Source organism: Nocardiopsis sp. NPDC055824, from assembly GCF_053616335.1.
The window spans coordinates 1-21,006 of the sequence record NZ_JBSHDN010000113.1; the positions used below are offsets into that span (position 1 = coordinate 1).

Below are 21,006 nucleotides of genomic sequence, written 5' to 3' on the forward strand. Positions count from 1 at the left end.
GGGCGGGGGCACGGGCCCCCCGCGCTGCCGGCGGCCCGCCCCGCCGGGCGGGGTCCCCCGGGCGGGGCGCCGCGGTGGGAGGGGCCCCGGGGCCCGGCGGTCGCGGTCCCGGGGGACGGTCCCGGGGCGTGTCCGCGGACGCCTGCGGCGGGCCCCGGGGCGGTCGGCGGTCAGCCGTCTCCGCCGGGGAGCAGGGATCCCAGCGGACCCAGGTCGAGGTTGAGGTCGGCGGCGGACAGGCCGTAGCGCTCGCGCAGCTCGGTCATCCGCTCGTCGAGCAGCATCAGGGTCATGCCGATGCGCTCCTCCTGCTCCTCGGTGAGGTCGCCCTGGTCCACCCGGCGCAGGGCCTGCCGCTCCATGAGCTGGCGCACCAGCTCCACCACCGTGAGCACCAGTTTGATCAGGTCGCGTTCCACCGTGTCGGGTTCGGTCTCGATCCTGTGGCGCAGCCTCTGCTGCTCCGTCCGCGGTTCGGAGGCGGCCTCCCCGCCCCGCGCCGTGCCGTCCAGCGCGTTCTGGAGCTCGCCCAGGAGGTCGCGCCCTCCACCGGCTTCGGAGGCCCCGTCCAGGTCGCGGACGACCGCCCCCGCCGTGTGCTGCCGGGAGTCCCCGGTCCCTCCTGCCATGCTGTCCCCCTTCGGTGAGGTCGGGTGTCAGTCCTGACGGATCCATCCGGCCAGGGGATGGCCGTGCTCCCACGGCGAGGGCACGTCCTCGTTGATCGAGGACACCAGCGCACGCAGGGACACCCGGACCAGGTCGACGTCGGCGATGGAGACGGTCAGGTCCCCCGTGATCACCACCCCCTTGGCCAGGACGCGGTCGAGCAGGTCGACCAGGGAGATCTCGCGGTTGGCCAGGGGGTGGTCCTCGTCCAGCATGCGCGTGAGCGAGTAGGGGCCCGGGGCGGAGCCGGACGCGGACCCGTCACGGGCGTCCGGGCCCTCCACCGGACTCATACGCCCACCCCCGGGGAGGCGAAGGAGTAGGGCGCCCACGGCCCGGAGACCTCGACCCGCGTACCCGCCGACGCCCGGGAGTCCAGCTCGCGCACCGTGTCGAGGAAGGCCTCCACACGGGCGTCCTCCACCAGGTAGGCGGTGTTCATGACGTTCTCGCCGGGGGCCTCCGAGAGCGCCGAGTCCTGGGGCCGGTGGTGCTCGCGGGCCCGGGACAGCGCTCCCAGCACCTCGTCGGCCTCCTCGCACAGCCGCGCGGCCCGCTGCCAGGCGTCGTCGCGGCTCTCGCGCTGCTGCCTGCGCCTGCGGAGGTAGGCCTTGCCCGGGCTCTCGCCCGGAGGCGCCGCCTCGGCCCGCGGCGCGTCCTCGGGACGGCGCGCGCCGGTCTCCGCGTAGACCTTGACCCCCAGCTCGACGCAGCCCTCCAGCCGCCGCAGGACGGCGTCGAAGGACGCGTGCTCCTCCCGGAGCACCTGGCGCACGCGCCCGTCCCCGCGGTAGACCGTCGCCAGCCTCAGCGGCACGGCCACGGTCCGGCGGGCGGTCCTGTCGACGACGCCGTGGTGCGCCCTGGCCACCGCCTCCAACCAGCGCAGGTCCTCGAGGTTGGCCTGGAGGGCCGCCTCGTCGAACTCGTCCAGGGGGACGGCGCTGACCACGGCGGCGAGGTCGCCCTCGGCCACGAGGTGCACCGGATGCCCCCCGACCCCGGTCGCCCCGTCGAGCGCACCGGCCCCGGGGGGACGGCACACGGCGTAGACGTAGCTCGCGTACTCAGCCCTGTCCATGCTCCTCCTCGCCGTCGGTCCCGGCCCCGGAGGCCCCGCCTCCCCGCGCGGCGGCGCCGGCCGCGTCCTCGGGGGAGGCGTCCGCCCGCCCGTCCGCGGCGACCTGGGGCGCCCGTCCCTCCTCCAGCGCGGCGATGCGCTCGCGCAGGAGCCGGTTCTCCTCCTCCAGCTCCTCGTCCCCCCGCTTCATCGCGCGGGAGGACAGCGCGGGGTCGTGCTCCCACCAGTCGATGCCCATCTCCTTGGCCTTGTCCACCGAGGCGACGAGGAGTCGGAGCTTGACGGTGAGGAGCTCGATGTCGAGGAGGTTGATCTTGATGTCGCCGGCGATGACCACGCCCTTGTCGAGCACGCGCTCCAGGACGTCGGCGAGGTTGGCGGACGAGGAGCCTCCGGAGGAGCGGATCTGCCGGGGCTCGCCGCGCCACGGTGTCGGTTCACTCACGGGTCCCCCCTTCCTCCGCACCGGGCCGGGGCGCACGGGTGCGGGTCACGGGCACGCCCCCGTCGGCTTCGGCGCCCCGGCCCCCGGACCTGCGGGGCCGCCCGGATCAGGAGCGCTCGTCGGCGCGGGGCTCGTCCTCGTCGACGTACTCCTCGTCGTCGTCCAGGTCCTGTTCGTCCGCCTCATCAGAATCCTCGTCCGCAGGCTCTTCATCAACGGGCTCCTCGTCCTCGGGCTCTTCGTCGAGGAGTTCCCCGTCGGTCTCCTCCGGGTCCTCCTCCAGCTCCTCCGGCTCCTCGCCCCGGGGCCCGTCCCCGTCGGACGGACCGTCGTCGGGGTCGTCCCCGTCGTCGGGGTCGTCCTCGTGCGGGGGGCCGGGGTCCAGCTCCGCGAGCCGCTCCCGTTCCTCCGGGTCCAGCTCCGCGAGTTCGGCGGCCTCGTCCTCGTCCAGCCGCGCCAGCTCCTCCCACTGCTCCTCGGAGAGGCCGGCCTCCTCGAGCTCCAGGGCGTCCTCGTGGGAGAGGACGACCTCGCCCTCGCGCACCTCCCCGCGCCAGCCCTGCATCTCCTCCGCCTCGGACAGGGCCATCATCATGACCTGGCGCCGATAGTGCTTGAGGTCCAGCCGAAGGCGTCGGCCCTGGGCCCTCCAGAGGTTGCCGGTGCGCTCGAAGAGGCCCTTGGGGTAGTACTCCACCACCAGCAGGACCCGTGTGAGGTTCTCCCCCAGGGGGTGGAAGGTCACCGCCCCCTTCATGGTGCCCTTGGCGGCCTCCGTCGACCAGGCGATCCGGTGGTCCTGCACCTGCTCGGTGACGGCGGCCTTCCAGCTCCGGCTCGACCAGAAGACCTTGCCCTTCCAGTGCGAGGTGGTGTCGCCGGTCTTCTCCACGCTCTGCACGCCCTCGGCGAAGGAGCCGAAGTCGGGGAAGCGGGTCCACTGGTTGTAGGCCACACGCACGGGGACGCCGACGTCGATGTCCTCGACGATGTTGACGCTCTTCGAGGGCCTGCCGCCCCCGCCCCCCTTGCCGAAGGCCTTCCCGGCCTTGTTCTTGAGGCCCTTGGCCCCGCCGGTGACCACGGCCTTGGCCGGGCCCTTGCCCTGGACGAGCTTGCGGCCGACCTCGCCCACCACGGGGGCGCCGGCGACACCTTCGCCGGACAACCGCCCGACCGTGCTGCCGAGCTTGCGGGCGGCGCCGGTCACCACACTGCTCGCCTTGGCGCCGACGTAGTCCTGGACCGCGTCGGCGAGCTTGGAGGTGCCCTCGTTCCTGTCGGCGGCGGAGCGCAGGCGGGCCAGGGGGCCCTCGGACTCAGCCACGCCCATCACCGTCCTCCTCGCCGCCCTTGCGTGCCGGGCGCTTGCGCTGGGCGGCCTTGCGCGTACCGCTGCCCGCCTTCCCGGCGGCGCCCGCCGCGGCCCGCCCCGGCGCCGTCTTCCTCACCTTGGCCTTGCGCCCGCCCTTGTCGGGGGAGGCCCCCTCGGAGTCCTTCTCGGAGGAGGGCGCGCCGGTGTCCTCGTCGTCCTCGCGGGCCCCGTCCCCGTCCTCGGACCGCTCCGACCCGCCGGTGACGGTGTCCGCCGCGCCCTTCCCGGCGCCGGACCGGAGGCTCTCGGTCCGTTCGTTGAGGGAGTCGGCCAGGGACCCCGCCCACTTGCCGGCCAGGTTGCCCGCGGCGGCCTTGCCCACGTCGAGCAGCTGCTCCCGCGACTGGTTCCTCAGCTCGCCCACCAGAGGCAGGGAGGAGACCTCCTTCAGCAGGCCCTGGGCGAGCATCTGGGGCTTGATGTCGAGTTTCTTCGCGCCGAGGTAGAGGCCGAGCCCCAGGGCGAGCTTCAGCTTCTTCTTCCGGCCGAGGATGTAACCGCCTACGGCGGCGGCCACGATTTTCGCCGTGTCACTCACGGGTTCACACCTCAATGTCGTCTATCGGAGACCCTGGTACCTCTCGGCTTCCTCCAGCTCGTCCAGCAGCTCGTCCTCGAGCCTGTCGAACTCGTCCGCGGACAGCTCGCCCCGGTCGAACCGCTCCGACAGTTCGGCCAGGCGCTGCCGGATCCGCGAGGGGTCGTACACCTCCCGCTCGGCGGCCTCCAGGACCTGGCGCGCAGTCCAGTCCGCGAACCGGACCGGAGCGACGGCGGGAGCGGTGAGGATCGTGCGGAGAAGGCCCATGCGCCCTCCTCTCGTTCGGGCCGGGGCGGTCGTGCCCCGGTTCAGCGCGGCGGAGCCGTCACGAAGCTGTAGGGGGGAAGCGGGCCGTTGACCCGGATCTCCAGGAGGGTCCCCCACTTCTGCTGGAGCTCACCCGCGACGCGGAGGAGGTCCTCGGTCCGGTCCTTCCGGACCAGGAGCGAGACGTTGGCCAGGCAGCCGCCCACGAGGGGGCCCATGGCCACGCGCTCGGCGTGCTCGGCCAGGGGCCGGGTGACGGCCTCGGCGTCGCGCTGCCTCAGGGCCTCCAGGGCCTGGGAGACCTGCTCGCCGAACTCCATCTGCTCGGCGGGCGTGCCGCCGCCCGAGGCGCGCAGGGCCTCGTTCCTGGCCCGGAGCGACTCGTCTTCGAGGAGCACCAGCCGCAGCGCCGCCTCCTCGATGTGCGTGGCCTTGACGTTGAACTCCACCCGCTCGGCCAGCCGGGCGAGCAGCTCGGAGTAGTGGTCGGCCCCGCGGTCGAGCTCGGCCGCGACCGCCTCGTCGTCCGCGCTCACCGCGCCGAAGCGCAGTGGCAGGACGCCGTGCCCCTGGGCCAGGGTCTGGAGCACGTCCTGGTGGGCCGTCAGGTCGCGCCGCTTGGCGCGGAGCCCCTCGGGTGCGTCGCTCGCCGCCGCGGCCAGGCCGCCGGCGCGGACGAAGCGCAGGGGGGCGGGGCTCTCGCCGACCCCGGTGAGCTTCAGGCGGTCGAGCGACTCGTCGTCGCGGACGATGCCGTAGACGTACGTGCTCATTCGTCCTCCTTCTTGGCGGAGGCGCGGCGGCGGGAGCGGGCCGGGGCCTTCTCCTCACCCCTCTCGTCGTCCTGCCCCTTGGAGAAGGACTCGGAGATGGCCTCGGCGGCGCCGGAGAGCGCGCCCTTGGACTTGCTGCGCGCGCCCTTCTCCATGCCGCCGTTCACCAGGTCGGGGAGCCCGGCTCCGCCGCTGCTGGTCAGGTCCAGGCGGTTGCACGCCTCGGCGAAGCGCAGGTAGGTGTCGACGCTCGCGATCACGATACGGACGTCGACGGTGAGGAGTTCGATGCCCACGAGCGAGACCCTCGCGAACACGTCGACCACCAGCCCCTTGTCGAGGATGAGTTCCAGGACCTCGTAGAGGTTGCCGGAACTCCGGCCCCCGCCGGAGGACTGCTGCATCACGGTCATCGGAATCGTGCTCCTTTTCGTCAGTGAAGAACCGAAGGGCAGATACTCCTGTCCAGTGCGCAGAAAATGGGGTCATGTCCCGTCGGAACGGCCTCGCGTGTAGCGTTTCACGCGCCGGTAGCCCTGGATTTCACCGTCCGAGTCGAGTTCCACGGAATAGGTGGCCAGCATGCTCACCGTGTCCGGGACGCGTCGTAACTCGAGTGTCTCCAGGTTCAGGCTCCATCCTTCGCCGTCCCGCTCGAAACTGGAAACGCTCTCGACTTCGATCCCGGTGATCTCCTCGAACTGTTCCCGGGCCTCCCGCAAGCGTTCCATCATTGATTTTCTGCCTGGGGAGCGAGGCGGGGGACGGCCTTCGCTTCCATTGTCTTGGCTCATGGATCTCCTGTCCAATGGCCATTGTCCGAATTCGTTCTTCCTGCCCTCAGGACTAACCACTACCACGAAAAATCCAGGCAAAACGTCCCGCTGGTCAGAGGCGGGGGAGAAGGGCGTGTTCCACCAGGCAGGGGGCGCGGAGCCGGTTTCGGGAGGCGCCGCCGGGAGCGGGGCGCGAGACGGTCCGGACCGGCACGCTCACCGGGTCGCGCCGGTGATCCGTTCCAGGGTCCGCCGCCCCGTGCGGCTCATGGCCGGATTGCTGTACCGGTAGTACCAGACCAGCCCCATCGCCTGCTGGAAGGCCCAGGCCCGGCCTCGCTCCCACTCCTGGTCGCCGCTGCCCAGGGCCTCCCTGAACGCGTGCCTCGGCCCTTCGTCGAGCAGGTGCCAGGCACAGACCAGGTCCAGTGCCGGGTCCGCAGGCCCCAGACCGCCGACGTCGAGGACCCCGGCCAGGCGCCCGTCCCGTACCAGCAGGTTGCCGGGGATCAGGTCGCCGTGGCACATGAGGTCGGGCTCCCCGCCCCGGGGCAGCTCGCGCATCCCCTCCCAGAGCCCGCGCAGGCGCGGTACGTCCAGCAGCCCCTCGCTGCGCTCCAGGCACGTGCGCATCCACGCGTCGTGGTCGGCGATCCGGCCGCCGCGACCCGCTCCCCGGAACGTCCGGCCGCGTGTGTCCACGGCCCGTGCCCCGCGGACGAACTCGGCCAGGTCCAGGGCGAACCCCGTGCTCCCGCCCGGGTCGAGCCGGTCGGCCGGGGTCCCCGGCAGCCAGGTCTGCACCGCCCACGGCAGCGGGTACCCCTCCCGCGGCCCCCCGACCGCCACGGGCGCGGGGGTGGCGAACCGTGTGCGCCCGAACAGCTCGCGTGCGGCCGAGGCCTCCGCCCGCAGCCGGCGGCCGACCTCCCCGGGGTCACCCGGCCGCAGCGGGAAGCGCACCGAGAACCCCTCGCCCAGGCGGAACACGGCGTTGTCCGTGCCCCCGGGGAGCACGGGCGCGAGCGGCAGCCCGGCCCACTCCGGGAACTCGGCGGCGACGATGCGGGCAGCCGCCTCCGCGGACACCGCGACCTGGCCCTCGTGCATGTCCATCGACCCAGTCTGGCCGCCCCCCGCCCGGCGGCGCACCCCGTTTTCCGGCAGGTCCGACCGTCCCGCGGATGTCCTCCTGGGCCGCTCCGCCGTCCGCCGAGCGCCGGAACCCCCGGTGGGTTCGACGAGCCGACCGGGGACACAGGACGCATCCCGGACCTCGGCCCGGCCGGGCGCCCGGCCCTGCCTGTTCACAGGGGGCCGGGGGCGGCGGACGCCTCAGGCGCGGTCGTGCTGCTCCGACCGCCGGTGCGCCTTCCACGCCCGGTGGAGTCCGCGCCGGCGCTCGTACTCCTTCTTCGCCCGGTGCTGCGGATCGGTTTCGAGGGTCTGGGACGCCGGGCCCATGACGTGCAGGAGCGCGTAGTTGATACGGAATCCCGTCCTGTACAGCAACGAGAACGAGTCCTTCCCACGCGGCTTGTCCATGGCCGTCCACCTCACCGTTCGCCGGGATCGCGGACGTACGCCGCGAGAGTGCAGTCGAGCAGGGAATCCATCGCCGTGAAATCCGCGGCCTTCCCCGCTCAGCAGCGTATCCGCCCGGTTTTCACCCTCCCGGGCGGCCCGGCCTCCACGGGGCCTCGCCCCGGGCCCGGCGTCTGGCACAGGGACGGCATCTCCCGGGCTGCGCTGCGGCGGCTTCCCGTTCCGGCCGCGAGGTCGGACGTGAAGGTGCACCCGGCCGGGCTGGACCGTGTGACGACGCCTTCGCCTGGGACGCCCGCCGGACGGTGTTCCCGGACGTGGCCGAGGTCACCGGCGTACTGCTGCGAGCAATCCCGGCTCGGGGTGAGTTCGACCGACCGGTGCCACTAGGTATCGGACATCACGAGTTCCAGCTCGCCAGGGGGCGACTCCCTCGCGGTGTACAGGGGACCACGGATATCCGCGCAGGGACCGAAACGGATCCAGGCCAGCTCCTGCGCCCGGCGACGGTCGAGTGCGAGCAGACTGCGCACGCCCGGCGCGAACGCCGCCGGCCTGCGCCGGGTGGCCGCGCGCAACCGTCGCCAGCGCCGCGAATGCGCCCGGTGGCTGCGCTCGGTCACCCGCCGCCCCCGGGCGTCCTGCCCGTGCCGGGCCTCCTGCGGGGTGGCGTCGATCATCACCACGTGCATCTCGTACCGGCGGAGCCGGCAGAGCAGGGCGAGCAGCACGCGGACCGGGGTGCGGGTCCCGCACTCGTGCAGCACCACCGGGCCGCCGCGCAGCGCCGCGGCCACCCGGACCAGGTGCAGTACGTGCACCACCCAGCGCCACAGCGGGTAGGGGATCCGCCCGAGCAACGGTCCCAGCCGGTACCGCGACTGCAGCGAGTCGATCACCCGCACACCCTCCGCGGTGAGCACGGTCCGCTCCTCGTTCTCGCGGAGTCCGAACAGCCGCCGCAGCAGGGTGCTCTTCCCGGCCCCGGGCACCCCGGAGACCAGGACGAGCGACCGCCGGGGATAGACCATGCCGCGCACCGTCGCGTCATTCACCGCAGACACGTACCGCGCCAGCCCTTGGAACATCTTCGGCAGCTCCTCCGACCTTCGCGCCGGTGAGGCGCGGCTCCGCAGCGGCCGCGTCACCTATGTCATTGACGCTACCGGGCATCGACGAATCCGAACAACGCAGAACTCCCCACTGCGGCGCGTGCCGGGATCGCTTCCCGTCACTCATGGCGTTTGCGATTGCCTTGGACACTCGGTCCAGGTCTGGAGGCCTGACCAGCCGACACATGAAGAAGCCCCGGAGACGCTCTGAAGAGGTTTCCGGGACCGCTTGTTCCGGTTAGTGCGCGCTTGTGCTTGATTTCCGCTTGGACGGAGTCGGCCTAGGAGGGTTAGACACCTCAGCTCAAAGCTGGTCGGCACGTACCCCGGCCAGCAGTCCGGCCCACTGGTCGGCGGGGAATTCCAGGTGGCCCGCTTCCCGGTTCTGGGTGTCTCGTACCAGGGCGCCCGTGGCCAGCTCGCGGACCTCTACGCAGTTGCCCCCGGTGTTGCTGTAGGTGCTCTTGTGCCAGTCGGTGTTCATGCGAGTTCCTTCAAGGCTTGGAGGGAGAGCCGGGCGGGGAGTGCCTCCGCCATCGCCCCCGTGACCAGTGCGGCGAGTCTGTCATTGCGGTCGGCGTCGTAGATGACGTTACCGTCCATGTGATCGCTGGAAATAACGGTCTCCCCCGAATCCAGACGGAACACCAGCACCGGCGACGTGACACTCAGCAGGATCGACCCCTCCGGGACCAGGTGGATACGGACCCGCCCCTGTTCGACCAGCTCGACCAGGTGGCGCGCCTGCTCGGCGCGTGCCGCATCGTCGAAGCCGGTGATCCCGTACACGGGGAAGACCGCGGTGATGCGCAGCTCGGGCAGTTGGCCCAGCCGCTGCGTGCGGATCTGCGCCAGACGTGCGATCTCCGCATCCGAGGCGGCCGGGTGCCAGGCCCGGAACACCGCCCCCGCGTACAGGGAACTTTGCAGGTACCCGGGCACCAGGGCAGGGGAGGCGGCCTGGACATGCCGGGCCCGTGGCTCGATGTTCATGAGCGGCCGTGCCCACTCCGGTGTGGACTTGCCGGACTTGGCCATCCGCCACGCGGAGATGACCTTGCCCTCGGCGTCCAGGAGCCGGTCCAACTGCTCGGCGGTCTCCCGGAACGGCAGCGCGTGCCCGCACACCCACCGGGACACCGATGCGGCCGAGCACCCCAGGTGGCCGGCCAGCTGTTGCTGGGTCAGCCCCGCAAGTTCGCGATAGGTGGTGAGCACTTCATGAAAGAGGGGTTCGCTCATACGCGTGATATTACGCACGGCTCCCGCATGCTGTCAGGAAGTTACGAGAAAGGCGCACGTGCTGAGGTAAGGGAGCCTGTTCGGGCCACGCTGGCGTCATGGAACTTGAAGACGAACGCGTCATCTCTCTGCGGGACCTTCAGAACGCCTTGGCCGCCCGGCAACTGGACAGCAGGCTCGCCGTCACCGTGTACCAGGGCGAGTTGACCCCGACCCTGTGCTGTGACCCGTACTTGGGTCAGGCCGTCGTGCGGGTCCAGGACGAGCAGTACACGTTCCTCGGCATCACCACCCCCGGGTGCAGGTGCCCGTCACCGAACCGGCGGAGTGCGTCGACCGGCTGGTCGGGGAACGTGCCGGGCGCATCAGCGGGTCGTCATGAGTAGGTCCGACCTCAGCACCCTCCACCCACGGCGGGGGGACCGGTTCCGAAGGAGCACCGCCCCGCACGGGTCGAGTGAGTTCGGTCCGTTGCTGCCGCCGCCCCGAGCCGATGACCCGGTGGGGCACGGGTACACGGCCTTCCAGGTGGTGCGGTTGGCGGTGTGGGCGGCCCGGGAGTGCCGCTGGGTGGATGCCATGGATCCGGTGCACCGTGCGGAGACCGCGTGGGAGGCCATCGCCGAGCACCTCCACCTTGCCCCCGAGCGGCCCCAGGAGACGGAGTTGATCGCCGTCGGGTGGAAGGCGATGAAGGCCCAGCACTACCAGGACCTGAAGGTCCGCGGCCTGGGCGGCAAGGACAAGGCCCTGCTGTCCCGGGCGTTCGTGCGCTACTGGACCAGCGCCTCGGCGCCGGCGCACTCCCACGAGGACCAGATCGTCGACCGCCTCGCCCTGGCGCAGATCTGGACCGCGCTGAAACCCGCGCACAGGGAGGTGCTCACCGCCCTGGCCGAACACGACGACCGGCGCCGCGCCGAACGCTCCCTGAACATGGACCCGGTCACGTTCACGCGGGTGCTGGGCCGGGCCCGGCGGGCGTTTTTGGCGCTGTGGCACGAGGGTGAGACCCCGTCCCCGCTGTGGGGCTACGACCGCTCCGGGGCGCGGCACCAGAACGTGATGTACCTGGTCCGGTTGCGCAAGCGCCGAGCGTTGCAGCGTAAGGCCGATGGGCATGTCCGCCGCTACGGGCACCGCCCGCCCCGGGATCTGGGGGTGCCCGACGCCGAACTGCTGGCGCGGCACGAGGAGGGGGAGAGCTACGCGGCTCTGGCGGAGTCCTTCGGTGCCAGCCGTGCGCTGATCGCGTCCCGGGTGACCAAGACCCGAGCCCGGATGGAGGAACAGACCGCTGGTGGTGGGCCCGGGGTGTCGGCCCACGGATGACGAAAACCTGCGCGTACGCCGGATTTCGGCCGAGGGTTGAACCACCTCGCGAGGCAGAGCGACCATCGACCAGCCCAGGGAACCGCGCCTGACCACTGGCGACAGCAGGAGAACCCTGAGCGGGCCCGGGCGGGGAGCGCAGCCCTTCGGGCCAGAAGCACCCGCAGGAGAAGCCGCTTCGAGAACGGAAAGAACAACAGGTGCCCCGACCGGTGCTGGAACACCGGACCGGGGCGTGATCACCACCTGAACCAACCAGGAGGAGACCGTGGAACACCCTACTACCGGCCGTCACCGGCGGCCCTGCGACAGCATGGCGGGGCGAGTGTGGGCACTGACCGCCGCGCTTCTGGCCACTGCCTTGGCCGCACTCTTCAGCCCTCGGCCGGCCCCGTTGCCTCGCCGGGTCCCGCGCGCGCTGCCGACAGCTCCCCCGCCCACCATCACCTCCAGGCAAGGTGATCTGCTCGCCGAACGTTCCGGCTTCCCTGTCCCGGACACCTGGACCACTGGAGCCTTGACTGCGTCGGCCCGCCAGGAGCAGGCCTACCGCGACCACTCGGCTTCGTTCCAGGAGGGGGGCAGGTTGGACGCCGATCCCGACCTGATCGCTGGAGCCTTGGTGCGCCCCTACCTCGACCTCACGGGTGTTCCGAGCCCCCGTCCGACTGGCCCAGAGGACTGTCCGGCCTCACCATCAATCGCAGTCCCGGAAGTGGCTGAGGACGAGTTCGCTGAGCTGACCGACCGCATCCGCGCCTATCTGGCGCTGCGGAGCTGAGGAAACCGCGAACAGCCGGGGGCATTCTCTCCTGCGGGAGGGAGGGCGCCGGTTCCGGCCGGGTAGTGGGACGGGGGAGCACATCAGGAACACCTGAACACCCTGAGCCCCGGGCCACGCGACGGGTCGACCCGTCCTGGCCTGGGGCTTTCTCGTGGGCGGAGCCGGTCGACCATCGGATCAAAGGTCCGCTGGGCTGTTCCGTGTTCTGCGGTCGCCACCACTCCGTTTTCTTCTGAAAGCGGTGGCGAGGTCGCCTTTCAGGTGGTCTGGTCATGTGTCTCTGGGGTGGGAATAAACCCTATGAAGGAAAAATGCTGTCATGCACGCAAGGTTGCACGTCTCGCGAAGCTGGTTTTCTTGTCGTCGGATTGTGGAATGAAATTGGTGTGCTTTCGTTAGTCGGATGCGGGATATGAGGAGTTCGTCCAAAATTCTCAAGAAGGTCCCCGGTGTGCTTGCTGCCCTGATGGTACTCATTCTCCTTGGCCCAATGCCGCAGGCTCATGCCGAACATGTTCTGCCGCTGGTCGCGGCCGAGGGCTACTATGCGGAGATCAACGGGGTCGAGTACCGGCCATCGCAGGAGCGTTCTCAGACATGGGCGGCCTGTGGGGTGCAGGACGACAACCACAAGCTTGTCCGTACTTTCACTAAAAACGGTGGTCCATCCGGGCAAAGCGCTTATCTCAAGTGCGGGTCGTCGGGTTGGGGTTATCGACACATTCAGGACAGGCATATGGGTGACTGGAACAACATCGCCGTTCAGATAGGCGACAACTGGAGGTCGTTCGCTGACTTCGCGATCGAGCAAATTCTGATCGCGCCTGAATCCGCTACCTACAAGTCCGGGAACGACACCTATGCTTTCACGGCGCCAGTGCAGATCCGAGACAGTGACGGAAACGTTGTCAGTACTTACCGGCCTTTGGTCTCCGTTGCCAACGAGTCACGCAACATCATCACTGCCTACCCCCGGCGCGGGTAGGCGCTGGAGGGCTTATGGACGACACATACCTGTTCACCGAACTCGTGCACCGTCTCAACCTGGATGACGGCTCAGCCGATGAGGCCACCCACCGGAGAGGTGTTCTGCTTCGCCGGTGGCAGGGCCGTGACCTGAACCCGCCGTACATGCTGCATGTGGACCCGCCGACGCTGGGAGAGCACCTGCGGTCCATGGAGGGCATCAGTGAACTATTCCCCGGCGCTGCTCCTGAGATCGGTGCGCTGCGGCTGTTTCTCGTCCACATCGAGGAGGCCGTCGAGACCGCTCCGCAGGGCCATCAGCACTTGGTGATCGGTCCGGCCGGGGTGTACGCGCAGCCAGATGCTCCCCCGCGGACCGATCGCGGCGTTTAACGCAGGGCTGGCATCTTCCGTTCTGCGTTACGGCGGTGTCTCGCGCTGGCCGCGGAGCCGGGCGTGAAGGTGGTGCGAACGAGTTGATGCACACGACCACGCTTTCAGGACACCTACAGGCCGATGCTCCCTGAGGTGACAGAAGCGGTGGTGTGAACGACCGCAAGTTATGTCCGGAGCGGTGCCCATGCCGGGGCCCTTGGGTTGGCACGCTCGGGAACCCCTTGACGTGTGGTGTTTGGGGCGGACATGGCCGGTGGGCTATGTTCGCCCCCGTGCGGTGTCAGGGCACTACCAGGGCGCTGGTGGGCGGACACAGGGCCGCCCCAGGCCGGCTCCACACAGTCACGGGACGGCAAAGTGCTCCGGGAGGTGGATCCCCACCTGCACTCACCTTGTACTGCGGAGCACACCAGGAGCACGCATGGGCCCCGAACACGACGAGGACCCCTCGCGGAGTCCTCGAACACCCCGTATGACCTGGGGTTTTGTGGCGCACCCGGCAGGATTCGAACCTGCGGCCATCGGATTAGAAGTCCGGTGCTCTATCCACTGAGCTACGGGTGCTCGATTCAATTGTCGCCCGCCAGGGCAGGTCGAGACCACGTTGTGACCCGTGGTTCCGGTGGGATGCTGCGCGCCGGGGCGGGGGCGGGGACGGCCGGTGGACCTACGGTCGGGCTGGGCCCGTGTCGTGGTGCCGCTGGCGTCCTGGGCAGACATTCTAGGGTATACGTGCGATGTCGCCCACACCTGGTCAAAGTCTGACCAACTACGGTGATTCGTAGTTGCTTCTCGTTACCACGCGGGTTCCACCAAATCGGTTGCTATGGGCCTCGTGCACCACGTTACCGGTGATTAACTCCGGGTGCGGTGCTGCGCTGCTGGCGTTTCGCGAAGTCCTGCGGGGTGTGTGCCGCCGTGCGGCGGCTGTGGCGGTTCAGAAGATCCACCACTGTCCCAGCAGGACCGACAGCGATACCCAGCCGACAAGCACCGGAGTCTCCCTCGCCGTCGACTGTAAGGTGCCCTGGGTGTATGGGCGAATACATTGCGTGGCAAACACATGTTTGCCTCGGTTTGGTGTCCGTTGGGGTTGCTGCTGACGCGGCTAACGTGGTCGGGTGCGATCTCTTGGACTGACGGCGGGGTTCCTGCTCGACATGGTGGTGCCCGACCCGCGGCGGGGGCATCCGGTCGCCCTGTACGGGCGTGCGGCGGGGCGGTGGGAGAGGGCGGTCTACCGGGACTCGGTCGCCTCCGGCGCTCTGTTCGCGGCCGGGGCGGTGACCCCCGTCGTGGGTGCGGGGCTCCTCCTGGAGGGAGCGCCGGCGACGGCGGCCGCGACCTGGGCCTCCCTGGGCGGGAGCATGCTGGGGCGCGAGGCCGGGCGGATCGCCGACGCCCTGGAGAGTGGAGACCTGGAGCGCGCGCGTGCACTGCTCCCGAACCTGTGCGGACGGGACCCCTCGGGGCTCGACGCGGCCGGGGTCGCGCGGGCGGTCGTGGAGTCGGTCGCGGAGAACACCTCCGACGCCGTCGTGGGCCCCCTGGTGTGGGGCGCGCTGGGAGGGGTGGCCGGGGTGGCCGGCTTCCGCTCCGTGAACACGCTCGACGCCATGGTCGGCCACCGGAGCCCGCGCTACGAGCGGTTCGGCGCGGCCTCGGCCCGCCTGGACGACGTGGCCGGGTGGGGACCCGCCAGGCTGACCGCGGTGCTGGCCGCGCTGGCGGCGCCCGTGGTCGGGGGCAGCGTGCGCGAGGCGTGGCGCGTATGGCGGCGGGACGGCGGCCGGCACCCGAGCCCCAACGCGGGGCAGTGCGAGGCCGCGTTCGCCGGGGCGCTGGGGAGGACGCTGGGCGGGGCCAACGTCTACGCGGGACGCGAGGACCGGCGGCCCACGATGGGGGACGGCCCCCCGCCGGGGGTCGGGGACATCCGGCGGGCGGTCCGGCTGGCGGAGGCGGTCGGCCTGGGCGCGCTCGCCGTGGCGGCCGCGACGGCGGCCGCCACGGACCGCGCCGGTCGGGGCCGCGGCGCTCAGGCGAGGTTGCGGGCGTAGTTCACCTGTTGGTGGATCTGGCCCACCACCGCCGGATGGGTCACCAGGATCGACGTCGTGTAGTGCTTGTCGTGCCCCTGCACGCTCACCTGGACGTGGCCGGTGGTCTTCTGCTCCTTGACGAGCAGGAAGAGGAGGCCCAGCAGGCAGGTCCACCAGAACACGAGGATCGCCACGACGACGGCCCAGGTGGGGGTGGTCCTCTCGGTGCGGCTCATGTCGTTCACCGTCCACACCGTCCCCCTGATCGGGAAGCGCCCGATCGGGGTGATCACGGTGCTCTGGGAGAACGCGATCTCGCCGACGGTGCCGAGCGGGACCTCGGCTCCGGGCGGGGGCTGCTGCCCCATGGGCTGGTAGCCGCCGGTGGGGGCGCCGTACGGCTCGATCACCCCGCCGTGGTGCTGTTCGGGGGGAAGCCCCCAGCCGGGGGTCTGACCGTCGGGCTGGTGCCAGGGCTCGCCCGGGCCGGGGTCGGGGTACTGGTTCATGCCGCGATTGTGTCAAAGCCCGTGGGGGACGAGGACGGGGACGGCGGATCCGGTGTGCTCCCGTTCCCCGTCCCGCGCGCCGACAACCGGGTGGGCACGGGAACCCGCGGCGGCCGGTGGCCGGTTGTGGCCACGCCGCGGCGCCCGGTCCGCCCGTCGGGGCGGATCCCCCCGGGGGTTTGCCCTGCGTGTGTCGCCGGTCACTCCAAACCCCGGATGTGCTCGCTCCGCCGGCCGGCCCGCGCGCCAAACATGAAACTCTTTCGCGATTTCCTTACCCGCGCGTAACATTCGCTGATCCATCGCCCGCACCCCCAGGTGGTGACAGCTCTTGTTCCCCTCACTCCGCCGACGGCTACGCACCGGCGCCTCGGGCCTCGCGCTGGCGGTGACGGCCGCCACCGCGGCCGCCCTCCCCGCGTCCCCGGCCCTGGCCGAACCCGAACCCCTCGCCGACTACTGCGCTCCGCAGGGATGCCGAGACATCCTTCCCCCCGGCCAGAACGGCAGCGCCACACTGGTCGAGATCCTCGGTCACCAGGTCTTCGGGACGCGGCCCGAGCACTCCTCCAGCCAGCTGGACATGTACGACAACCTCGTCCACCACTACGACGGACTCACGGAGGAGGGACTGGACGACTTCTTCGTCGACGCCTCCTTCGGGGTCGACCCCGGCGACGTGGACCGGCGGTACCAGCCGCGCGAGGACGTCACCATCACCCGGGACAAGAGCCACGGCATCCCCCACATCGAGGGCACCACCCGCGAGGGCACCATGTACGGCGCCGGGTACGCCGCGGCGGAGGACCGGCTCTTCCTCATGGACGTGCTGCGCAGGGTCGGCCGGGGGGAGCTGACCTCCTTCGCGGGCGGGGCGGAGGGCAACCGCGGACTCGAGCAGGACCTGTGGCGCACCGCCCCCTACACCGAGGAGGACAAGCAGGCCCAGATCGACCGGGTCGCCGCCGGGGGAGAGCGGGGAGAGCAGGCGCTCGCCGACGTCGACGCCTATCTCGAAGGGGTGAACTCCTACATCGAGGAGGCCGACAACGGCCGCTACTTCCCCGGCGAGTACGTCCTGACCGGGCACAAGGACGCGATCACCAACCGCGGGGAGATCGAGCCCTTCACCCCCACCGACGTGGTCGGCATCGCCGCCATGGTCGGCGGGATCTTCGGCGGCGGTGGCGGCGGCGAGGTCCAGGCGGCCGTCGTCCTCGCCAACTTCCAGGACCGCTACGGGGCGGAGGAGGGCGCCGAGCTCTGGCGGGCCTGGCGGATGGAGAACGACCCCGAGGCCGTGGTCAGCGTGGAGGGGGAGTTCCCGTACACCGGCACCCCCGAGTCCCCGGTCGGCGAGGTCGCGCCGGACCCGGGCTCCGTCGAGCCCTACGACATCGTCCACGACGAGCACGGATCGGCGGCGAGCGGTGAGACCGCGGAGGCGCCCGCGCCGCTCGCGGACGCGGTCGGGGGGCCCGAGGACGGGGCCGACGCCCCCACCGTCGAGGACCTGCCCCGGGAACAGCGGGACGAGCTGGAGCAGATGGTCGAGGACGGCGACCTGTCGGCCGCGGAGGGCGTGTTCAACGAGGGGGTGCTCCCCGAGGGCTTCATGGACCCGCGCGGCATGTCCAACGCGCTGCTCGTCTCGGGCGAGCACACCGAGAGCGGCAACCCGGTGGCCGTGATGGGCCCCCAGACCGGCTACTTCTCACCGCAGCTGCTCATGCTCCAGGAGCTCCAGGGGCCGGGCATCAGCGCGCGCGGCGCGTCGTTCGCGGGAGTGAGCTTCTACGTCCAGATGGGCCGCGGCGTCGACTACGCCTGGAGCGCCACCTCGGCGGGCCAGGACATCACGGACACGTTCGCGGTCGAGCTCTGCGAGACGGACGGCTCCGCCCCGAGCACCGCCTCGCGCGCCTACGTGGACACCTCGGGGGAGTGCACCGCGTTCGAGGAGCTGAGCGTCACCAACGAGTGGTCGCCCACCGTCGCCGACGGCACCCCGGCGGGCGGGTACACGATGACGTCGCTGCGCTCCGAGTACGGGCTCGTGCAGTCGTTCGCCACCGTGGACGGGGCCCCGGTGGCGTTCACGTCCCTGCGCTCCACGTACATGCGCGAGGTCGACTCCATCATCGGTTTCCAGCGGTTCAACGACCCGGGCGAGGTCACCTCGGCCGAGACCTTCACGGAGGCCGCCGGCGACATCGGCTACGCCTTCAACTGGCACTACGTCGACGACGAGGACATCGCGTTCATCAACTCGGGCGCGAACCCGGTGCGCGTCGAGGGCACCAACCCCAACCTGCCCATCGACGCCTACTCGGCCGCGGGCTGGTCGGGCTGGGACCCGGCCACGAACAGCGCCGACTACCACCCCCAGGAGGACCACCCGCAGGCCGTCGACCCGGACTACATCGTCAACTGGAACAACAAGCCCGCGCAGGGCTACACCTCCGGCTGGTCGACCGGATCGGTCCACCGCGGCGACCTGCTCGACAGCCGGGTGGCGGCGCTGGTCGGCAGCGGGCACGAGTTCACCACCGCCTCCCTCACCGGCGTCATGATGGAGGCCGGGGTGGCCGACCTGCGCGCGCAGGAGGTCCTCCCGCTGATGCTGGAGGTCATCGACTCGGCCCCGGTGGAGGACCCGGAGCTGGCCGCCGCCGTGGAGGAGCTGCGGCTGTGGAACGAGGCGGGCTCGCTGCGCCGCGAGCCCCATCGCGACGCGGGGTACTACTCGTACGCCGACTCCATCCGCACGCTCGACGCGTGGTGGCCCCTGCTGGTCCGGGCGCAGTTCGAGCCGGAGCTGGGCGAGGACCTGTACACGCAGCTGACCAGGGCCGCCCAGACCGACGAGTCCCCCTCGGGCGCCACCGGCGGAGGAACCCCGGGAAGCGTCAACCAGGGGCAGCCGCACAAGGGCTCCTCGTTCCAGTACGGCTGGTGGTCGTACGTCGACAAGGACCTGCGGTCCGTCCTCGGACAGGAGGTCGAGGGGTCGCTGGGCGGCGCCTACTGCGGCGGCGGCGACCTGGACGCCTGCCGGACGGTCCTGCTGGACACCCTCGCCGAGGCGGCGGCCACCCCGGCGGGAGAGGTCTACCCGGGCGACGACCACTGCCCGGCGGGCGACCAGCTCTGCGCCGACACGGTGATCCACCAGGCGGTGGGCGGTATCGGCATGTGGCCGATCGCCTGGCAGAACCGGCCGACGTACCAGCTCGTCTACCAGTTCTCCGGCGGACGGTAGGACGGGCGGGGCGGACGCGGTCCGCGGTGACCCTGAGCGGGTGTCACCGGGGGCCGCGTTCGCGTGTCCGTGACGGGACCGCCGCCACGGATACCCGGGCCGGATCGCGTGCTTCGCCGGGCTTGTATGGGTAGCGTAAGGAATACCCGGAACGAAGGGGGAGGATCTCAGGAATGGATGCCTGGTTGATCTGGCTCGTCCTCGCCGTCGGCCTGGGAATCGTCGAGATCCTCACACTGACCTTCGTCCTGGGGCTCCTGGCGGTCGCGGCGCTGGTCGCGGCCCTGCTCGGCGCCATCGGGCTCCCGGTGGCCGCGCAGATCATCGGGTTCACCGCGACCGCGGCGGCGGGCATCTACCTCGTGCGCCCGCTCATGCGGCGCCAGCTGAACAGGGGGCCCGACGCCCGGTCGGGCGCGGAGGCCCTCGTCGGGCGCTCCGCCGTCGTCCTCCAGGAGGTCGACGGCGACAGCGGCAGGATCAAGCTCTCCGGAGAGGAGTGGTCGGCACGGTGCATCGACGAGGACCTGGTGATCCCGGTCGGCGCACGCGTCGACGTCGTGGAGATCGACGGAGCCACAGCTGTGGTCTATCCGCGCGAGGCCCTGCCAGGGGGCGCACCCGAGCACACGTCCTGAACCGCAGCCACGACCCCGAGGTCAGGTGCTGACATGATCGATCCGGCCATCCCCCTCATCATTCTCGCGGTCCTGTTCGTCGCGATCGCCCTGACCGCGATCCGCATCGTCCCTCAGGCGAGGGCGTACAACATCGAACGCTTCGGCCGCTACATCCGCACGCTCGGCCCCGGCCTGAACTTCATCATCCCGGGCGTCGACCGCGTCAACTCCAAGTTCGACCTGCGCGAGCACGTGTTCAGCTCGCGCCCCCAACCGGTGATCACGCAGGACAACCTGGTGGTCAACATCGACACCGTCCTCTACTACCAGATCACCGCGCCCAAGGCGGCGGCGTACGAGGTCGCCAACTACATCCAGGCCATCGACCAGCTCACGGTCACCACCCTGCGCAACGTCATCGGCTCCATGGACCTCGAGCAGACGCTCACCTCCCGCGAGGAGATCAACACCCGCCTGCGCGGGGTCCTGGACGACACCACCGGCAAGTGGGGCATCCGCGTCAACAGGGTCGAGATCAAGGCGATCGACCCGCCTCCCACCATCAAGGAGGCGATGGAGAAGCAGATGCGCGCCGACCGCGACAAGCGGGCGGCCATCCTGCACGCCGAGGGCGAGCGGCAGTCCCGCATCCTCAAGGCGGAGGGGGCGCGGCAGCAGGCCATCCTGGAGGCGCAGGGCGAACAGCAGGCCGCCATACTGCGGGCCGACGGCGAGGCCAAGGCGATCGAGCGCGTGTTCCAGGCGGTGCACGCCAACGACGCCGACGCCAAGCTGCTCGCCTACAAGTACCTGGAGACCCTGCCGAGCCTGGCGCAGGGCGAGGGGAACACGTTCTGGGTCATCCCCGGTGAGTTCACCGAGGCGGTCAAGAACGTCAGCCACGCCTTCGCCGGCGACGCGGCCGACCGCAAGCCGTCCACGGAGAAGGGCCACGGCGGCGAGGAGGGCGGGCCCGCCCGGATCGGGGCTCCCGACCCGGCCCGGTCCTCGTCCGCCCAGGCCGCCATGGACGCGGCGGAGGCCGCCGAACGGGCCGTGGCGGACGCCCGCGACGACGTGCGCAGGGCCGGCGCGGGCCTGGCGGGATCGCCGCCGGAGCCGCGCGGGGAGGACTGAACCCGGGTCCCCGGCCGAGGGCCCCGGTGCGGGGGCGCGCCTGAACAACCCGGAGACCTGCTTGAGCTGGTTCGGGTTGTTCAGCGGGCCGTAGAGCACGTCCTCGTCGTCCGGCTGACCCGTCTTCGTCTC

24 protein-coding genes and 1 tRNA gene are annotated in these 21,006 nt (G+C 70.9%); 8 read left to right on the forward strand and 17 right to left on the reverse strand.

Features of this window, described 5'->3' with window-relative positions; all coding sequences use genetic code 11:
- Nucleotides 1-170: 170 nt before the first annotated feature.
- From ACWGL3_RS20845 to ACWGL3_RS20915, 15 genes are all read right to left on the reverse strand, one after another.
- Nucleotides 171-629 carry a gas vesicle protein K gene (locus ACWGL3_RS20845; protein ID WP_267948531.1) on the reverse strand — a complete coding sequence of 153 codons (459 nt, stop codon included), beginning with the start codon at nt 627-629 and terminating at the stop codon, nt 171-173.
- Nucleotides 630-656: 27 nt separating this feature from the next.
- On the reverse strand, nt 657-962 hold the full coding sequence (locus tag ACWGL3_RS20850; RefSeq protein ID WP_378554891.1) for a gas vesicle protein: 306 nt from the start codon (nt 960-962) through the stop codon (nt 657-659).
- Nucleotides 959-1,750 (reverse strand): GvpL/GvpF family gas vesicle protein, encoded by a 792-nt coding sequence (locus ACWGL3_RS20855; RefSeq protein WP_344181079.1) that lies wholly within the window; start codon nt 1,748-1,750, stop codon nt 959-961. The genes ACWGL3_RS20850 and ACWGL3_RS20855 overlap by 4 nt, the downstream gene beginning before the upstream one ends.
- On the reverse strand, nt 1,737-2,195 hold the full coding sequence (locus tag ACWGL3_RS20860; protein ID WP_352986740.1) for a gas vesicle protein: 459 nt from the start codon (nt 2,193-2,195) through the stop codon (nt 1,737-1,739). The genes ACWGL3_RS20855 and ACWGL3_RS20860 overlap by 14 nt, the downstream gene beginning before the upstream one ends.
- 106 nt (nt 2,196-2,301) lie before the next feature.
- Nucleotides 2,302-3,528 (reverse strand): SRPBCC family protein, encoded by a 1,227-nt coding sequence (locus tag ACWGL3_RS20865; RefSeq protein WP_452461697.1) that lies wholly within the window; start codon nt 3,526-3,528, stop codon nt 2,302-2,304.
- Nucleotides 3,515-4,108: a hypothetical protein gene (locus tag ACWGL3_RS20870; RefSeq protein ID WP_267948536.1), complete on the reverse strand. Its 594-nt coding sequence runs from the start codon at nt 4,106-4,108 to the stop codon at nt 3,515-3,517. Before ACWGL3_RS20870 ends, ACWGL3_RS20865 begins: the two co-directional genes overlap by 14 nt.
- 21 nt (nt 4,109-4,129) lie before the next feature.
- On the reverse strand, nt 4,130-4,378 hold the full coding sequence (locus ACWGL3_RS20875) for a gas vesicle protein GvpG (protein WP_267948537.1): 249 nt from the start codon (nt 4,376-4,378) through the stop codon (nt 4,130-4,132).
- 41 nt (nt 4,379-4,419) lie between these two features.
- A complete protein-coding gene (locus tag ACWGL3_RS20880) occupies nt 4,420-5,151 on the reverse strand; it encodes a GvpL/GvpF family gas vesicle protein (protein WP_267948538.1) in 732 nt (243 codons plus the stop codon).
- Entirely contained in the window at nt 5,148-5,564 is a 417-nt protein-coding gene (locus tag ACWGL3_RS20885; protein ID WP_267948539.1) for a gas vesicle structural protein GvpA, read from the reverse strand. The genes ACWGL3_RS20880 and ACWGL3_RS20885 overlap by 4 nt, the downstream gene beginning before the upstream one ends.
- Before the next feature lie 72 nt (nt 5,565-5,636).
- On the reverse strand, nt 5,637-5,945 hold the full coding sequence (locus ACWGL3_RS20890) for a gas vesicle protein GvpO (RefSeq protein WP_267948540.1): 309 nt from the start codon (nt 5,943-5,945) through the stop codon (nt 5,637-5,639).
- Nucleotides 5,946-6,143: 198 nt separating this feature from the next.
- The gene (locus ACWGL3_RS20895; protein WP_452461698.1) at nt 6,144-7,043 is read right to left on the reverse strand and encodes an aminoglycoside phosphotransferase family protein; all 900 of its coding nucleotides are present in this window, start codon (nt 7,041-7,043) and stop codon (nt 6,144-6,146) included.
- A 219-nt stretch (nt 7,044-7,262) separates the two neighbouring features.
- Nucleotides 7,263-7,472, reverse strand: a complete 210-nt coding sequence (locus ACWGL3_RS20900; RefSeq protein WP_267948542.1) for a hypothetical protein — start codon at nt 7,470-7,472, stop codon at nt 7,263-7,265.
- Nucleotides 7,473-7,858: 386 nt separating this feature from the next.
- The gene (locus ACWGL3_RS20905; protein ID WP_267948543.1) at nt 7,859-8,560 is read right to left on the reverse strand and encodes an AAA family ATPase; all 702 of its coding nucleotides are present in this window, start codon (nt 8,558-8,560) and stop codon (nt 7,859-7,861) included.
- Between the two features lie 328 nt (nt 8,561-8,888).
- Nucleotides 8,889-9,068, reverse strand: a complete 180-nt coding sequence (locus ACWGL3_RS20910; protein ID WP_267948544.1) for a DUF397 domain-containing protein — start codon at nt 9,066-9,068, stop codon at nt 8,889-8,891.
- A complete protein-coding gene (locus ACWGL3_RS20915) occupies nt 9,065-9,826 on the reverse strand; it encodes a Scr1 family TA system antitoxin-like transcriptional regulator (RefSeq protein WP_452461699.1) in 762 nt (253 codons plus the stop codon). Before ACWGL3_RS20915 ends, ACWGL3_RS20910 begins: the two co-directional genes overlap by 4 nt.
- A 98-nt stretch (nt 9,827-9,924) precedes the next feature.
- On the opposite strand from ACWGL3_RS20915, the gene ACWGL3_RS20920 reads away from it, so the two are divergent.
- From ACWGL3_RS20920 to ACWGL3_RS20935, 4 genes are all read left to right on the forward strand, one after another.
- Nucleotides 9,925-10,212, forward strand: coding sequence for a hypothetical protein (locus tag ACWGL3_RS20920; RefSeq protein WP_452461700.1), 288 nt, complete (start codon nt 9,925-9,927; stop codon nt 10,210-10,212).
- A 115-nt stretch (nt 10,213-10,327) separates the two neighbouring features.
- On the forward strand, nt 10,328-11,158 hold the full coding sequence (locus ACWGL3_RS20925) for a hypothetical protein (RefSeq protein WP_267948547.1): 831 nt from the start codon (nt 10,328-10,330) through the stop codon (nt 11,156-11,158).
- Between the two features lie 1,235 nt (nt 11,159-12,393).
- Nucleotides 12,394-12,927, forward strand: coding sequence for a hypothetical protein (locus ACWGL3_RS20930; protein WP_267948548.1), 534 nt, complete (start codon nt 12,394-12,396; stop codon nt 12,925-12,927).
- A 14-nt stretch (nt 12,928-12,941) separates the two neighbouring features.
- Nucleotides 12,942-13,301: a hypothetical protein gene (locus tag ACWGL3_RS20935; RefSeq protein WP_267948549.1), complete on the forward strand. Its 360-nt coding sequence runs from the start codon at nt 12,942-12,944 to the stop codon at nt 13,299-13,301.
- A 491-nt stretch (nt 13,302-13,792) separates the two neighbouring features.
- Here the strand turns inward: ACWGL3_RS20935 and ACWGL3_RS20940 are convergent.
- Nucleotides 13,793-13,868: transfer RNA gene (locus ACWGL3_RS20940), tRNA-Arg, on the reverse strand.
- Nucleotides 13,869-14,464: 596 nt separating this feature from the next.
- On the opposite strand from ACWGL3_RS20940, the gene ACWGL3_RS20945 reads away from it, so the two are divergent.
- Nucleotides 14,465-15,364, forward strand: coding sequence for a cobalamin biosynthesis protein (locus ACWGL3_RS20945; protein WP_431061519.1), 900 nt, complete (start codon nt 14,465-14,467; stop codon nt 15,362-15,364).
- On the opposite strand, the gene ACWGL3_RS20950 is transcribed toward ACWGL3_RS20945, so the two are convergent.
- Nucleotides 15,343-15,855: a hypothetical protein gene (locus ACWGL3_RS20950; protein ID WP_267948551.1), complete on the reverse strand. Its 513-nt coding sequence runs from the start codon at nt 15,853-15,855 to the stop codon at nt 15,343-15,345. The genes ACWGL3_RS20945 and ACWGL3_RS20950 overlap by 22 nt on opposite strands.
- Before the next feature lie 331 nt (nt 15,856-16,186).
- On the opposite strand from ACWGL3_RS20950, the gene ACWGL3_RS20955 reads away from it, so the two are divergent.
- From ACWGL3_RS20955 to ACWGL3_RS20965, 3 genes are all read left to right on the forward strand, one after another.
- Nucleotides 16,187-19,117 (forward strand): penicillin acylase family protein, encoded by a 2,931-nt coding sequence (locus ACWGL3_RS20955; protein ID WP_267948552.1) that lies wholly within the window; start codon nt 16,187-16,189, stop codon nt 19,115-19,117.
- Nucleotides 19,118-19,290: 173 nt separating this feature from the next.
- Nucleotides 19,291-19,755, forward strand: coding sequence for an NfeD family protein (locus tag ACWGL3_RS20960; RefSeq protein ID WP_267948553.1), 465 nt, complete (start codon nt 19,291-19,293; stop codon nt 19,753-19,755).
- Nucleotides 19,756-19,791: 36 nt separating this feature from the next.
- Nucleotides 19,792-20,874, forward strand: coding sequence for an SPFH domain-containing protein (locus ACWGL3_RS20965; protein ID WP_267950274.1), 1,083 nt, complete (start codon nt 19,792-19,794; stop codon nt 20,872-20,874).
- Nucleotides 20,875-21,006 lie beyond the last annotated feature (132 nt).